The sequence below is a fragment of the Streptomyces tailanensis genome (genome assembly GCF_008386495.1).
GTDB classification, from domain to species: domain Bacteria; phylum Actinomycetota; class Actinomycetes; order Streptomycetales; family Streptomycetaceae; genus Streptomyces; species Streptomyces tailanensis.
This window is the reverse complement of the sequence record NZ_VTHJ01000118.1, coordinates 1-13,328: the sequence shown is the minus strand read 5'-3', so window position 1 is coordinate 13,328 and position 13,328 is coordinate 1. Positions and strand designations below refer to the sequence as shown.

General features: G+C 69.0%; 12 protein-coding genes and 1 pseudogene. 7 read left to right on the top strand and 6 right to left on the bottom strand.

From position 1 onward, the window contains the following. On the bottom strand, nt 1-740 hold a 740-nt coding region (locus tag F3T56_RS44310; RefSeq protein WP_149831127.1), incomplete at its 3' end, for a maltotransferase domain-containing protein. Between the two features lie 230 nt (nt 741-970). Then, complete coding sequence (locus F3T56_RS44305) at nt 971-2,191, bottom strand: S8 family peptidase (protein ID WP_149831126.1); 1,221 nt, start codon at nt 2,189-2,191, stop codon at nt 971-973. 506 nt (nt 2,192-2,697) lie between these two features. Here F3T56_RS44305 and F3T56_RS44300 point away from each other — a divergent pair. After that, the gene (locus F3T56_RS44300) at nt 2,698-5,328 is read left to right on the top strand and encodes a glycosyltransferase family 1 protein (protein WP_149831129.1); all 2,631 of its coding nucleotides are present in this window, start codon (nt 2,698-2,700) and stop codon (nt 5,326-5,328) included. 126 nt (nt 5,329-5,454) lie between these two features. On the opposite strand, the gene F3T56_RS44295 is transcribed toward F3T56_RS44300, so the two are convergent. Next, on the bottom strand, nt 5,455-5,682 hold the full coding sequence (locus F3T56_RS44295; RefSeq protein ID WP_149831125.1) for a DUF7848 domain-containing protein: 228 nt from the start codon (nt 5,680-5,682) through the stop codon (nt 5,455-5,457). Next, on the bottom strand, nt 5,679-6,011 hold the full coding sequence (locus F3T56_RS44290; RefSeq protein ID WP_149831124.1) for a hypothetical protein: 333 nt from the start codon (nt 6,009-6,011) through the stop codon (nt 5,679-5,681). Before F3T56_RS44290 ends, F3T56_RS44295 begins: the two co-directional genes overlap by 4 nt. Before the next feature lie 676 nt (nt 6,012-6,687). On the opposite strand from F3T56_RS44290, the gene F3T56_RS44285 reads away from it, so the two are divergent. Next, on the top strand, nt 6,688-7,920 hold the full coding sequence (locus F3T56_RS44285; RefSeq protein WP_149831123.1) for a helix-turn-helix transcriptional regulator: 1,233 nt from the start codon (nt 6,688-6,690) through the stop codon (nt 7,918-7,920). Here the strand turns inward: F3T56_RS44285 and F3T56_RS44280 are convergent. Then, nucleotides 7,901-8,563, bottom strand: a complete 663-nt coding sequence (locus F3T56_RS44280) for an HAD family hydrolase (protein ID WP_149831122.1) — start codon at nt 8,561-8,563, stop codon at nt 7,901-7,903. The genes F3T56_RS44285 and F3T56_RS44280 overlap by 20 nt on opposite strands. A gap of 271 nt (nt 8,564-8,834) precedes the next feature. Between F3T56_RS44280 and F3T56_RS44275 the strand changes: the two are divergent. The 3 genes and pseudogenes from F3T56_RS44275 to F3T56_RS44265 form a co-directional block, all read left to right on the top strand. Next, nucleotides 8,835-9,215: pseudogene (locus F3T56_RS44275) on the top strand (transposase); the annotation flags it as partial. A 222-nt stretch (nt 9,216-9,437) separates the two neighbouring features. Beyond that, nucleotides 9,438-10,085 (top strand): dihydrofolate reductase family protein, encoded by a 648-nt coding sequence (locus F3T56_RS44270; protein WP_149831128.1) that lies wholly within the window; start codon nt 9,438-9,440, stop codon nt 10,083-10,085. 83 nt (nt 10,086-10,168) lie between these two features. Continuing rightward, a complete protein-coding gene (locus F3T56_RS44265; RefSeq protein ID WP_246204773.1) occupies nt 10,169-10,873 on the top strand; it encodes a hypothetical protein in 705 nt (234 codons plus the stop codon). Between the two features lie 85 nt (nt 10,874-10,958). On the opposite strand, the gene F3T56_RS44260 is transcribed toward F3T56_RS44265, so the two are convergent. Continuing rightward, the gene (locus F3T56_RS44260; protein WP_149831120.1) at nt 10,959-11,834 is read right to left on the bottom strand and encodes a sigma-70 family RNA polymerase sigma factor; all 876 of its coding nucleotides are present in this window, start codon (nt 11,832-11,834) and stop codon (nt 10,959-10,961) included. Between the two features lie 86 nt (nt 11,835-11,920). Between F3T56_RS44260 and F3T56_RS44255 the strand changes: the two genes are divergently transcribed. Beyond that, nucleotides 11,921-12,379 (top strand): carboxymuconolactone decarboxylase family protein, encoded by a 459-nt coding sequence (locus tag F3T56_RS44255; protein WP_149831119.1) that lies wholly within the window; start codon nt 11,921-11,923, stop codon nt 12,377-12,379. A 301-nt stretch (nt 12,380-12,680) separates the two neighbouring features. Next, nucleotides 12,681-13,328 (top strand): transposase family protein (locus F3T56_RS44250; RefSeq protein WP_172639469.1); only part of this gene is annotated, 648 nt, incomplete at its 3' end.

Below are 13,328 nucleotides of genomic sequence, written 5' to 3'. Positions count from 1 at the left end.
GTGACCAGCTCCCGCAGCGGATGGCGGGCCAGGACCTCATCCACCTCCGGCGTCAACGCCGCCGCCAGCCGGGCGGCCGCAGGGAGGGTGTCGTCACGCAACCGCTCCACCGCGGCCAACAGGGCACCACGCGGGGTGCCTTCAGGGACTCCGGCGCCGGCCCGTTCGTACAGGCGCACGCCCTCCTCCAGGACCAGCTCGGTGTCGATGCCGGCCGGGATCTTGATCTGGGCGTGGTGCCGCCAGGTGGTGACCGGATCGCTCCATGCCTCCACGGCGTACGTCCAGCGGCCCTCGCCCGGTGCGGAGACGGTGGCGCCCCAGCGGTCGGTGCCGGGGGCGAGTTCGCGCATCGGGGTCCAGGGGCCCTGGCGGCCCTCCGGGTCCCTGAGGACGACGTTCGCGGCGACCGCGTCGTGGCCCTCGCGGAAGACGACGGCCGAGATCTCGAAGGCCTCGCCCACGACGGCCTTCGCCGGCCGGCGGCCGTGGTGGACGGTCGGCCGGACGTCGAGGACCGCTATCCGCCCGAGGGTTGGGGCATACGACGGGGCGTGCGGCGACGGGGCGTGCGCCGGAGCGTCTGCCGGAGTGGCCGTAGGACGTGTCTCGGGGGGCGGCGCGGTCGGCGCGGGCGGGTCGGTGTGCGCCCGGGTCGCGGGGATTGCGTCGGTGCTGTGGGTCGGTGCGGGGGGCGTACTGGTCGTCGGAGGGGCTGACGAGTGGTGCGTGGCGGGCATGACCGCTCCTGTCCGCGTCAACGTGGGCGGGCGGATGAGGGTGTGGGGAGGTGGGGCCAGCGGGACGTACCGGTGGAGCCTTCCCACAGAGTGCGGGTGGGCATTCCGGCACTTTGTTAACTACTCACGCGTATGTCTACACACAAGACCGGCCTCGTCCGAGGAGGACGAGACCGGTCACTGTAGTCGCTCTGGGTAAAGGGCCGTTCACCTGTGGTGTTACAGGGGCCCTACGGGTTGTTGACTTGGAGGAGTTTGTTCGGTGAGCCCGGATATTTGTCCTGGACCTTGCCCGAAACCGCTCGCTCCACAAGTGCCTTGCTCACCTGGGCCGGTGAGGCCCCTGGATGGTCGGCCAGGTAGAGCGCGGCGGCCCCGGCGGCGTGCGGGCTCGCCATCGACGTACCGGAGAAGGTCGCCTTGCCGGTGTTGCTCTTGTGCGAGGCGGAGGTGATGGAGACGCCGGGCGCGAACAGGTCGAGGCTCGGGCCCCAGTTCGAGAACTCCGCGCGGACGTCCTTCTTGTCGGTGGCGCCGACGGTGATCGCCTGCTTCACCCGGGCAGGTGAGTAGAGGCCCGCGGCGAGCGCGTCGTTGCCCGCGGCGACCGTATAGGTGACGCCGGAGGCTATGGAGTTGCGTACGGCGGTGTCGAGTTGGACGTTGGCGAAGCCGCCGAGGCTCATGTTGGCCACGGCCGGCTTCTTCGCGTGCTTGGTGACCCAGTCGATCCCGGCGATGACCTGGGCGGTCGTACCCGCCCCTTCGTTGTCGAGGACGCGTACGGCGACCACCTTGGCCTGCTTGGCGACGCCGTACTTGGTGCCGACGGCGGTCGCCGCGACATGGGTGCCGTGGCCGTTGCCGTCCTGCGCGGTCCTGTCGTTCTGGACGAAGTCCCAGCCGTTGCCGGCCCGGCCGCCGAAGTCCTTGTGCGTGACGCGGATGCCGGTGTCGATGACGTACACGGTTGTACCCTTGCCCGCCGACTCCGGCCACGTATAGCTCTTGTCGAGCGGCAGCTTCGGCTGGTCTATTCGGTCCAGGCCCCACGAGGGCGGATTCTGCTGGCTGTGGTCGTACGTGACCATCGTGTCCTGGACGACCGAGGCGACGCGGGAGTCCGCCGCGAGCCGCCTGGCCTGTTTCTCGCCGACCTTCACGGAATATCCGTTCAGGACCGAGCTGTACGTGTGGCGTATTTTCGCCCCGTACTGCGCCGCTACGTCCTTTCCGGCCTTCGACGGGGCCTTCGTTCCCCCCTTGAGGGTCACGATGTAACTGCCGCTCACGGAACCGGGATCACCGGCTCCGAGGACGTACCCCTCCGGAGCGGCGTGCGCGGGGAGGCTGATGGCCGAAAGCACCGCGGCCGTGATGACCGCCGTCAGGCCCCCCGTCCAGCGCAGACTGAACTTACGCCTGTTTCTCGCCTCTGTCGGGTGTCGCATGTGTGAGAACCCCCTCCTCAAATCGGCGTACCGTCACCGGAGTTCGCCGGGGGCGACCGAGGGTGCCCGCCGGAATCGCCGGATTCGGCCGAGGTCGGCCGGTACGCCACTGGGCAGCGTCTCGTGTGGTGTGAAGTGCCACAAGGTCGCACAGAGGGGCGGAACCGGCCATATCGCCCGTGGCGTTCATGTGAAGGTCGCGGCGAAATCAGGCCTGAACGTGTGGGGGTGGACTGCGCGGCGGGGCGGTCGGGGTACGGATGCGCCGTAATTGCATACCGAGGACGCGCAGGAGCAGGAGCAGGAGTAAGTGCCGTAGGACATGCCAGTGGTACGTGCCCGGCGGTACGTGCCATGGTTGTCGGGCCGCCGCACCGCTACCGTCGAGGGTGTTGTCGTGGGTGACGACGGGCGCACGGCTCCAGCGGCCGGTGATCGCCGGCTGTCGGCCACTGGCTTCGGCGCATCCCCGGCCCGTACGTCCAGGTGTGAAGGTGGAATCCTCTGTGAAGGCCATCCGCAGATTCACCGTCCGACCCGTCCTCCCCGAAGCCCTTCACCCGCTCAGCGAGCTGGCGCGCAATCTGCGCTGGTCCTGGCACGCGGAGACCCGTGACCTCTTCCAGTCGGTCGACCCCGAGCGCTGGGTCTCCTCCGGCGGCGACCCCGTACGACTCCTCGGTTCCGTCTCCCCCCGGCGCCTCGCCGAACTCGCCGAGGACCGGCGCTTCCTGCGCCGCCAGAGCGCCGCAGCCGACGACCTGCGTGACTACGTCACCGGGGACCGCTGGTACCAGGGGCAGGCGCAGACCGCCGAACTCCCGGCCGCCATCGCCTACTTCTCGCCCGAGTTCGGCATCACGGCCGCGCTGCCGCAGTACTCCGGCGGCCTCGGCATCCTCGCCGGCGACCATCTGAAGGCGGCCAGCGACCTGGGCGTACCGCTGCTCGGCGTCGGCCTGCTCTACCGGCACGGCTACTTCCGGCAGACCCTGTCCCGGGAGGGCTGGCAGCAGGAGCACTACCCGGTGCTCGACCCCAACGAGCTGCCCCTCGTGCCGCTCCAGGAGGCCGACGGATCGGCCGCCCGGGTCGACCTGGCCCTGCCCGGCGGCCGCCGGCTGCACGCCCGTATCTGGCAGGCCCAGGTCGGCCGCGTACCGCTGCTCCTGCTCGACTCCGACGTCGAGGAGAACGACTTCGGCGAACGGGCCGTCACCGACCGCCTCTACGGCGGCGGCAGCGAACACCGCCTCCTCCAGGAGATGCTGCTCGGCATAGGAGGAGTCCGGGCCGTACGCACGTACTGCCGCCTCACCGGCCACCCCGGCCCCGAGGTCTTCCACACCAACGAGGGCCACGCCGGCTTCCTCGGCCTGGAACGGATCGCCGAACTCCACGACCAGGGGCTCGACTTCGACGCCGGTCTGGAGGCGGTCCGCTCCGGCACGGTCTTCACCACGCACACGCCCGTCCCGGCCGGCATCGACCGCTTCGACCGGGAGCTGGTGGCCCAGCACTTCGGCCCCGATGCCGAGCTCCCGCGCATCGACGTCGAACGCATCCTGGGCCTGGGCATGGAGACGTACTCGGGCGGCGATCCGAACGTGTTCAACATGGCGGTGATGGGGCTGCGGCTGGCACAACGGGCGAACGGCGTGTCGCTCCTGCACGGCCAGGTCAGCCGGGAGATGTTCTCGGGCCTGTGGCCGGGCTTCGACCCGGACGAGGTCCCGATCACGTCGGTCACGAACGGCGTGCACGCCCCGACCTGGGTGGCCCCCGAGGTCGTCCGCCTCGGCGCCCGCCAGATCGGCGCCGAACGGACCGAGGACGCGATGTCGGTCGGCGGCTCGGACCGCTGGGACGCGGTCGGGGACATCCCGGACCAGGACATCTGGGACCTGCGGAGGAGTTTGCGCGAGCAGCTGGTGACGGAGGTTCGGGAACGCCTGTACGCCTCCTGGCGCCAGCGCGGCGCCGGCACCGCCGAACTGGGCTGGATCGAGGGCGTACTGGACCCGGACGTACTGACGATCGGCTTCGCGCGCCGAGTCCCGTCGTACAAGCGCCTGACCCTGATGCTGCGCGATCAGGACCGCCTGATGGACCTCCTGCTGCACCCCGAGCGCCCGATCCAGATCGTGGTCGCGGGCAAGGCACACCCGGCGGACGACGGCGGCAAACGCCTGATCCAGGAGCTGGTGCGCTTCGCGGACGACCCGCGCGTACGCCACCGGATCGTGTTCCTCCCCGACTACGGCATGGCGATGGCGCAGAAGCTCTATCCGGGCTGCGACGTCTGGTTGAACAACCCACTGCGGCCGCTGGAGGCGTGCGGAACGTCGGGGATGAAGGCGGCGCTGAACGGCTGTCTGAACCTGTCCGTCCTGGACGGCTGGTGGGACGAGTGGTTCCAGCCGGACTTCGGCTGGGCGATCCCGACGGCCGACGGGGCGGCGATGGACGAGGACCGCCGGGACGACGTGGAAGCGGCCGCGCTGTACGACCTGCTGGAACAGCGGGTGGCCCCGCGCTTCTACGAACGTGGCCAGGGCGGCCTGCCCGACCGCTGGATCGAGATGGTCCGCCAGACCCTCACGCATCTGGGCCCGAAGGTGCTGGCGGGGCGTATGGTCCGCGAGTACGTGGAGCGCCTGTACGCGCCGGCGGCCAGGGCGCACCGTGCCCTGGCTCCGGATGCGGCAGGGGAGTTGGCGGAGTGGAAGGCGCGGGTGCGGGGCGCCTGGCACCGGGTGACGGTGGACCACGTGGAGACCTCCGCCGCCCCCACCGGCACGGCGGCGGAACTGGGGGCGTCGCTGGTGCTGCGCGTACGGGTGGGGCTGGGCGAGCTGGCCCCGGACGACGTGGAGGTCCAGGCGGTCTCGGGCCGCGTCGACTCCGAGGACCGCATCACGGACGCGTCGGCCGTCCCCCTGAAACCGGCGAACGGCCCCGACGAGGAGGGCCGCTGGGTGTACGAGGGGCCGCTGTCATTGGACCGCACGGGCCCCTTCGGCTACACGGTCCGCATCCTCCCGGCCCACAGGCTGCTGGCCTCCGCCGCCGAGTTGGGGCTGGTGGTGGTGCCTTCGGAGGGGATGGGGGAGGGGGCGGGGGTGTTGTTGCGGTGAGGTGACCTCGGGCGACACGGCGTCGGTCGCCGGACTCGGTGCCCCGGAGCGCGGCCTTGTCGCCGCGCCCGGGGCAACGGCGATCACCCGTACGGCGTTGGTGTGTTGTGCGTACCGTCCACTGCTCTACTCTTCGCGTGTCACGCGGGCATGGTCGGTGACGATGCGGCGGAAGAGGTCGTGGCCGGTGCGGCCTGCGTGGCGCAGACACCAGTCCTGGGCTGTCTGCTGGGCTTCCTGGGAGCCGGACTCCGCGCCGCAGTCGGACGTCGTGCAGAACGCTTCGAAGGTGACTTCGGCGTCCGGGGCGTGCCGGATCGTGTGGCGGACGTAGCGCAGAACGGTGCGGCTCATTCGAGTCCCTCCTCGCCGTGGCCTTCCCCGTCATCGTCTTCACCTTCGGTGTCGCCGGTGGGCAGGCGCATCCCGCGTGACTCGGCGACTCGCAGGGCATCGCTCAGGCATTCTGCGAGACGGACGCCGGCGTAGCGCAGCTCGGTGGCTGTGGCTTTCGGGTCGTTCAGTACCCCACGCCCGAGTTCGAGCACCTCGGTGCCTGTGGTGAGTTGAACGGCTTCCATGTCGTCGGCCAGGCGCGACACGACGCCGCTCGCGCTGTCTGTGGAAAGGAAGCAGGGGTTGCCGTTGGCAGAGGGCCACGGCAGCAGGCGCAGGGCGGTCATGCGTTCACCTTCGTTCCGCACGTAACTGCACGTGGGGCGATGTCGACCTCATGGGCGGCAAGCGGGAGAGCGCCACGCAGGGCGCGCTGCGGGCGTGGTGCTTCCTGGTGCCGCTCGTGAGCGGAGAGGAGGGCATGGTGGCGTTCCTCGATCAACAGCACATAGGCACGTACCGGGCCGCCGGTGTCCGTGGCATCCGTGTGCGCGACCGGTTCGGCGGGCGGCCACAGGTGAGGGGCCCTGCGCTGCCGTGCCTGCCGCAGCGCCCGCGCCCAAGAGCCCGGCGAGGGGTAACCCACCGGCAGTGCTCGGCTGTTGTCCGGAGCCGTGGCAGGAGTCGGAGTCCTGCCTTCGTGCGGGGCAAGCAGGAGGGTTCTCAGCCACGCGAGGGCCTGTGAGACAAGGGACATGTGTCGGTCTGCTCCGATCAGGTCGGTCGCTTCCTGGCACCCGCATCGGCGGCGGTCACCTGAGGCTTCGGATTCCTTGCGCGCCCGTCGGGGGCGCTTCGCTGGGTACTGCCTCAAGCGTGACGATCAAAAGTCCTTGCATCGAGGGCTTCTGAAGGACTTTTTATTGCGCATTACAGGGCTTTCCATGCCTCCTTCGAGTGAAGATCGCTATTGGGAGGGTCTTCCATGGAACAATTCGAGGCACTCGCGCAGGAGGTGCAACCGTGCCCAGGACCGCAGGAAACATCCGCCTGAAGTCGGCCCGCGTGGCCGCTGGATATGCCTCACAACAGGCGCTCGCAGACGCCCTCGGCGTAGGCGTACGACAGGTTCGGCGTTGGGAATCGGAGAATCCCCCCTGGCCGCAGCCCGCACAAGCTCAGACCCTCGAAGCTCTCCTCGGGCAGGACCTGGAATCACTCGGCTTCATACCTCCTGACAGTGCCGTGGCGGACCGGGGGCGGCGAGCCATGGTGACGGCTACTGCTACGGCGCCGGCAGCCGGGCTCGCCGCCGTGCCCACGCAGACAGTCGCTCTGCAACCTGCCTCTGTCGGGCAGGACTTCCTGACGGTGACCCGCGCGCACCGCCACCTGTACTGGTCCGTCGCACCGGCCGTCCTCCACCCCGCCGCGCTGGCACACGCCACGCTGGGGTGCGCACTCCTACCGGAGACGATCGGGCAGACGCGGCGGACGGTCGCCGCCGCACTGGCTGAGACGTGGCTGCTCGTCGGGCGTGTCGAGTTCTTCGATCTCCGCGAGCCGGAGAAAGCGCAGCGGACGCTACTGAGAGCCCTGCAAGCGGCAGGGGAGGCGGACGATCCACTGCTCGGCGCGGCTGTGCTCGCCCACAGCGCGTTCATCCCCGGATGGGCGGGCGACCGCGAGGCGGCCGTGGAGCGGCTGATCGCGGCGCGTGCCCATGCCCGACGAGGTCCGGCATCAGCGGAACTGCTGGCCTGGCTCGACGCTGTGGAAGCCGAGTGCGAGACGCGGTGCGGAGACGCACGGACCGCGCTGCACCTGATCGGGCATGCAGAGGATGTCCTTGCCAGGGGCGGCGAGCACCGGTCTCCTGAGTGGCTCGACTGGTTCTCGCCGGTACGGCTGGCCGCGTTCAAGGGCAACACACAGCTGAAGGCCGGTCACCTGCCGCAGGCTCGGGAGACACTCCTCGATGTCCTCGACACACTCGACTCCGGCGAGGAGAAGCAGACCACCGTCGTACTCGGCGACCTGGCCGCCGTGGAAGCCGCGGCCAACCGGCCCCAGGAAGCGTGCGCGTACGCGCTACGGGCGCTCGATCAGCTGTCACGGACCTGGTATGCGACGGGAATGGACCGGGTCCGCGATGTGCGGCGCGCTCTCGCGCCGCACCAGCACGAGCGGTGCGTACGGGAACTGGACGACCGTCTCTACAGCTGGCCGATGACCGTCAGTGCTCTCGCCCGTTGAAGTCCCTGATCAGGGTGGGCAGTTCGCCAAGGCTTTCGATCCGGAACGTGGGAAGTTCCCTCGCTTCCTCGCTCCGCCACTGAATGGTCGCCCACGGGCCGCGGCGCACGAGCGCGGTAGGCATCCCGGCGGTCACGGCTGGACGCAGGTCGTTGTCGACGCGGTCGCCGACGTAAAGGATCTCGTCGTGGGCGAAGGGCGTGACATCCGCGACCCGCTCGAAGAACTCCGGGTCCGGCTTGCTCGCGCCCCAGTCATCGCTGGTGCCGATCAGGTCGACGTCGTCGGTGAAAAGTTCACGCAGGATCTTCCCGGCGCGGATCGTCTGGTTGCCCGCGATACCGAGCCACAATCCATCCGTCCGCAGCCGGGCCAGTGTCGGCCGGACATCGTCGTACAGATCCTCCTCACCGAACGTCTCGGATTGCCCTGCAGCCGCCCGCCGCTCCCGCTCCTCGTACAGGTCGAACCCGGGCCGGAACTCCTGGAACGTCTCGCGGTAGTCCCGTCCCTGCGAGATGACGGCACCGAACACGGCATGGAAGGTGTGGCGGGGTACACCGAGCCAGTCCGCCCAAGTGCTGTATTCCCGCGTCTCGTCCACCAGGCATTCACCCACGTCGAAAACCACCGCACGAATCATGAAGTCCAGCGTAGCCGGGCCGAATACGAGGAAAGGGGCTCGCTGCCCGCCCCCGTCGGTAGTCGTCCGCGTGGTGCCTCCAAGGCGGAAAGACCAATGACTGCCCTGGCTCGGTGACCCTGGCACACCAGGATCCTTCACCTTCGAGCCCGATACATCGGACTCGGACATCACCGCCTACCAGTGGAGCTGATCGCCGGGGCGACAGGGAAGAAGGACTGAGCCGCCTGTGGGCCGGCCTTTCGGCACGGAACGTCGGCCAGCCCGGTACGCGGCGCTGAAGTCGATCAGCGCCGTCCGACCCGACGGCGCCCCGGTCTACAGCATTTTGGATAACCTCTCCGCCCGCATCGGCGCGACGATTCGCCGCTGGGCGAAGGAGAACAAAGTCCAACTGTGCTTCACTCCGACCTACGCCTCCTGGGCCAACCCGATCGAGGCACACTTCGGCCCGCTGCGGCAGTTCACCCTGGCCAACTACCATCACTGCGGCCACCCGGCACAGACCCAAACCCTGCATCGCTACCTGCGGTGGCGCAACGCCCACGCCCGCCACCCCGACGTACTCGCCGTGCAACGCAAGGAACGCGCCCGCGTCCGCAGCGAGAAAGGTATCCGCTGGGGCGGACACCCGCTTCAAGTCGCAGCCTGATGCGCTGCCCCCGCGCAGGCAATGCCGTCCCCGCGCCTCTTGGCGACTCGGCACCGCACCAGTGGGCACCGGGGTGCCGCCGAGCGACGCAGGTGAACGGTCGCGCGGGGCACGCTTTGGAAGAACTTAGGCGCCGCTGTCGATCCAGCCACATCCCGTTCGACATCCTGATGTAGGACGCATCGCCATACGAGGAGGCGACAGGACCTGATGAGGGAACACGTGGATCAGCTGCTGCGAGTGCAGAACTTCACCATCTCGAGCGACGGCGTCGCCGCCGGCGAGGACCAGAGCCTGGAGCGGCCTTTCGGCCACAACATCGATCCGGGAAGGCTCTTCGCCTGGGCTGGCGCCACGGCGAGCTGGCCCAGGCGCACCGAGCCCGGGGGAAGCCGGGGCCTCGATGACTACTTCACCCGGGACTTCAGCCACAACATCGGCGCCGAGATCATGGGCCGCAACAAGTTCGGACCCCAGCGCGGCCCGTGGCGCGACCACGAGTGGCGCGGCTGGTGGGGTGACGAGCCGCCCTTCCACACGCCGGTGTTCGTCCTGACCCACCACAAGCGTCCATCGTTCACGCTCTCCGACACCACGTTCCATTTCGTGGACGGCGACCCCGCCACCGTTCTCGCGCAGGCGCGGGAGGCCGCGCAGGGCAAGGACGTCCGGCTCGGCGGCGGCGTGACCACCATCCGGGAGTTCCTCGACGCCGACCTCGTCGACACCATGCATGTGGCCGTCTCACCGGTGAAGCTCGGGTCCGGGCTACGCCTCTGGGACTCGCCCGAACAGCTGTTGGACCGGTTCCACATGGAGGTCGTGCCCAGCCCGAGCGGCGTGACGCACCACCTTTTCTGGTGCAAATGACCAAGAACTCCTAACGGAATGATTCACAAGGCATCGTCGGGCCCTGGGGCAGTGGTGCAGCAGCCAGGTGCGAGGATGCTGTCGTGTTGGATGCGATCGACGCGGTGGACTGGGGTGCCATACCGGGCCATCCCGACTGGTATGAACCGGCTCGTGCCGCCCGCGGTCTGCGCGCGCTGGCCGATGCGGCGAACCTGGTGGAGGCGGCGGAAGCCGGCTCGCTGCTCGGCGGCGGAATAGGGCATGGCCACAGTGCCGCGGTGTTTCCGGCGGCTGCGGTCGCGACCCCTCTGCTTTTGGACATCGCTCAGCAGGGTCACCCGGCGGCGCGGGACACCGTGTTGGGGCTGGTCGATGAAGCCCTGTCGTCCTATCCCCACGCCGAGTACACGCGGGTGACGACGTTCTACGGCACGGCAGTCCCGATCTGCTGCGCCATCGCCCACCAGCTGCGAGCCCGCACAGCTCTCCTCGCCGGACTGGGCAAGCGGGGCAGGGCGCTGCTTGCCGATGCGGCCGAGCACTGGCGTTTCGGGATCCGAGAGTGCGTCGCCGACGGCACTGACACGGCAGCCTTCGGGGCCCTGGTCGGCTGTTTCCCGGACGGCGTGCACGCGGCGGAACTGCACCTCGTCGGTGAGATCGCCGTGCTGGACGAGGTTGCCCTCGAGTACCCGCCCGTGGAGGGCTCTGTTGAAGCGTGCCTGCGGGTGAGGGGACGGCGTCCAGGCGAACTGTCGCCCGGCACCGTCCTGTTTCCGGCGGCGTGCGGTGAACGCGTGCACTGAGGTTTTCTCAGAGACTTAAGTTCAACGTCTCTGCGGGATCCGGCGTGGACCACTTCGAGCATGCGCGGCCTTCGCTGGTGGGGAGTCACATCGGGTCCGGCAGGTCCATGAGCGCGAGTTTGGCCGGGTCGACCACAGCGGTGATCTCGGTGATGTGGCCGTTGGCGACAGTGAAGGTCAGGAGGGAAAGCGGGGTGCCGTCCTCGCTCCAGGAGATGACGCCGGGGCGGCCGTTGACGGTTGCCGCATGTCCTCGTGCCGCGCTGCCGGCCACTCGCGCGCGGGTGGCGACTTCGGTGGCGCCGAGCGTGACGAACGTGCCGTTCGGGGTGTGGACGGTGAACTTCACTTCGGGGTGGAGAACCTGCAGCAGCTGCTCGAACCGGCCATCGCGGGCTGCGGCCAGGAAGGCTTGGACAACCTCGCGTTGTTCTCGTCCGGCGCTTGCCGGCTGCTGGGCGGCTTGTATCTTCCTGCGGGCGCGGCTGGCGAGCATTTTGGTCGCGTCGGCGGATTTGCCGAGAATGGTGCCGATCTCCGCGAAGGGCACGGCGAACACGTCGTGCAGCACGAACGCCAGTCGTTCGTCAGGGCGCAGCGAGTCGAGGACCGTGAGGAGCGCGAGGCCGACGGAGTCCCCGATTGCCGCGAGGTCTTCCGGAGCGGGAGCGTCGTCGAGCGTCACGGTGAATTCGGGTAGCTGGTCGTCGAAGGAGACTTCTGGGCGCGTCCGGCCCGACCGCAGGACATCGAGGCTGATGCGGCCGACCACGGTGGTCAGCCAGCCGCCGAGGTTGTCGATGGTGTCGGTGTCCTGGCGGGAGAGACGCAGCCACGCCTCTTGGACCACGTCTTCCGCATCGGCATGTGATCCGAGCATGCGGTAGGCGACGGCGCGGAGCCGGTCACGGTGGGACTCGAAGGCATCGACGATCGGGTCCGCGGGATGGGTGCCGGCCATGTTGTTACCTCCGTGGAAGCTGCTCCGTCATAGGGATGACGCGCACAGGCGCCGCAACGTAACCCGATGAAGGAGAGCACTCCCACATGGAAAACCGGCTCAAGAACAAGAACACGAACAACCCCGATGTGTGGACCGCGATCCAGCACCTCCAGAAGGCGATCGCCGCCGGGGGTGTCGACCCGAAGCTGCTCGCGCTGGTCCACCTGCGCGCCAGCCAGATCAACAGCTGCTCGGCGTGCGTCTACGCCAGTGTCTCCGGAGGGAAGAAGGCCGGTGACACCGACGAGCGGCTGCACAACGTAGCGGCGTGGCGCGAGGCGCCGTTCTACTCAGATGCAGAGCGCGCGGCACTGGCGCTGGCCGAGGCCGCCACCCGACTGCAGGACGGTGCGCCGGGCGTCACCGACGAGATCTGGGAAGAGGCCAACGCCCACTTCACCGAGGAGCAGATCGGCGCGATCAACCTGGAGATCGCGCTGACCAACTTCTTCAACCGGACCAACCGCACGATCAAGGAACCGGCCGGCAAGAGCTGGGGCTGAGCCCGGCGTGGCTCTTACCCTGAGGCTTCGCCAGCGAAAGTGACCTTCGGGTGGGCCACGAGGCCGGGCAGGCGTGAAACCCCTGGTAGGACTGGTCTGCCAAGATCATGTCCGCTCGAACCAGGGGCTTCACGTTGGTCACTTATGCTGCCGCGCTCGACGTCCCACGCCACGTCGTGGAATTCCTGGTCCGGTTGCTGGCCGCCCACCGCCGCGGGATCGGCACGCCGAAGGGCTCTCGCGCCCTGGGACCGTTCCGTCAGGCGGTACTGGTGCTGCCTGGTTCCGAGAACACGGCTGCGTGCACTGCCTGGCCCGGGACGCCGGGATCTCGCAGGCCACTGGCTACCGCTACCTCCATGAGGGCATCGGCGTGCTGGCCGCCCAAGCGCCTGATCTGCACGAGGTGTTGGACCTCTGCCGCGCCGAGGGGATGACACACGTGGTGCTGGACGGCACGCTGATCTCCTGCGACCGGCTGGCCGGGGTCCGGGAGGACGGCAACGACCTGTGGTTCTCCCAGAAGCACAAGAGCTTCGGCGGCAACATTCAGTTCCTGGCAGCGCCGGACGGCACCCCGTTGTGGGTCTCCGATGTCGAGCCGGGTTCCACCCCGGACATCACCGCGGCCCGTATCCACGTGCTGCCCGCGCTGTACAAGGCCGCCGCCGACGGGCTTCCCACGCTTGCCGACAAGGGTTACATCGGCGCCGGCATCGGCATTCACGTGCCCGTACGCCGCCCCAAAGGCCGCTCCGAGACCGCCCTGGACCGAGGAACCCGCGCCACGAATGCGCTGATCAGACACCTGAGGGCGCGCGGCGAGCGGACCGCGGCGGAACTGAAGGAACGCTGGCGAGCCCTCAAGCACGTCACCCTCAGCCCTAGGGCGCGTATCTGGTTTCGATCAATCTGGCGGATCCGGCCCGCGCGGTGTGGCGGATCCGGT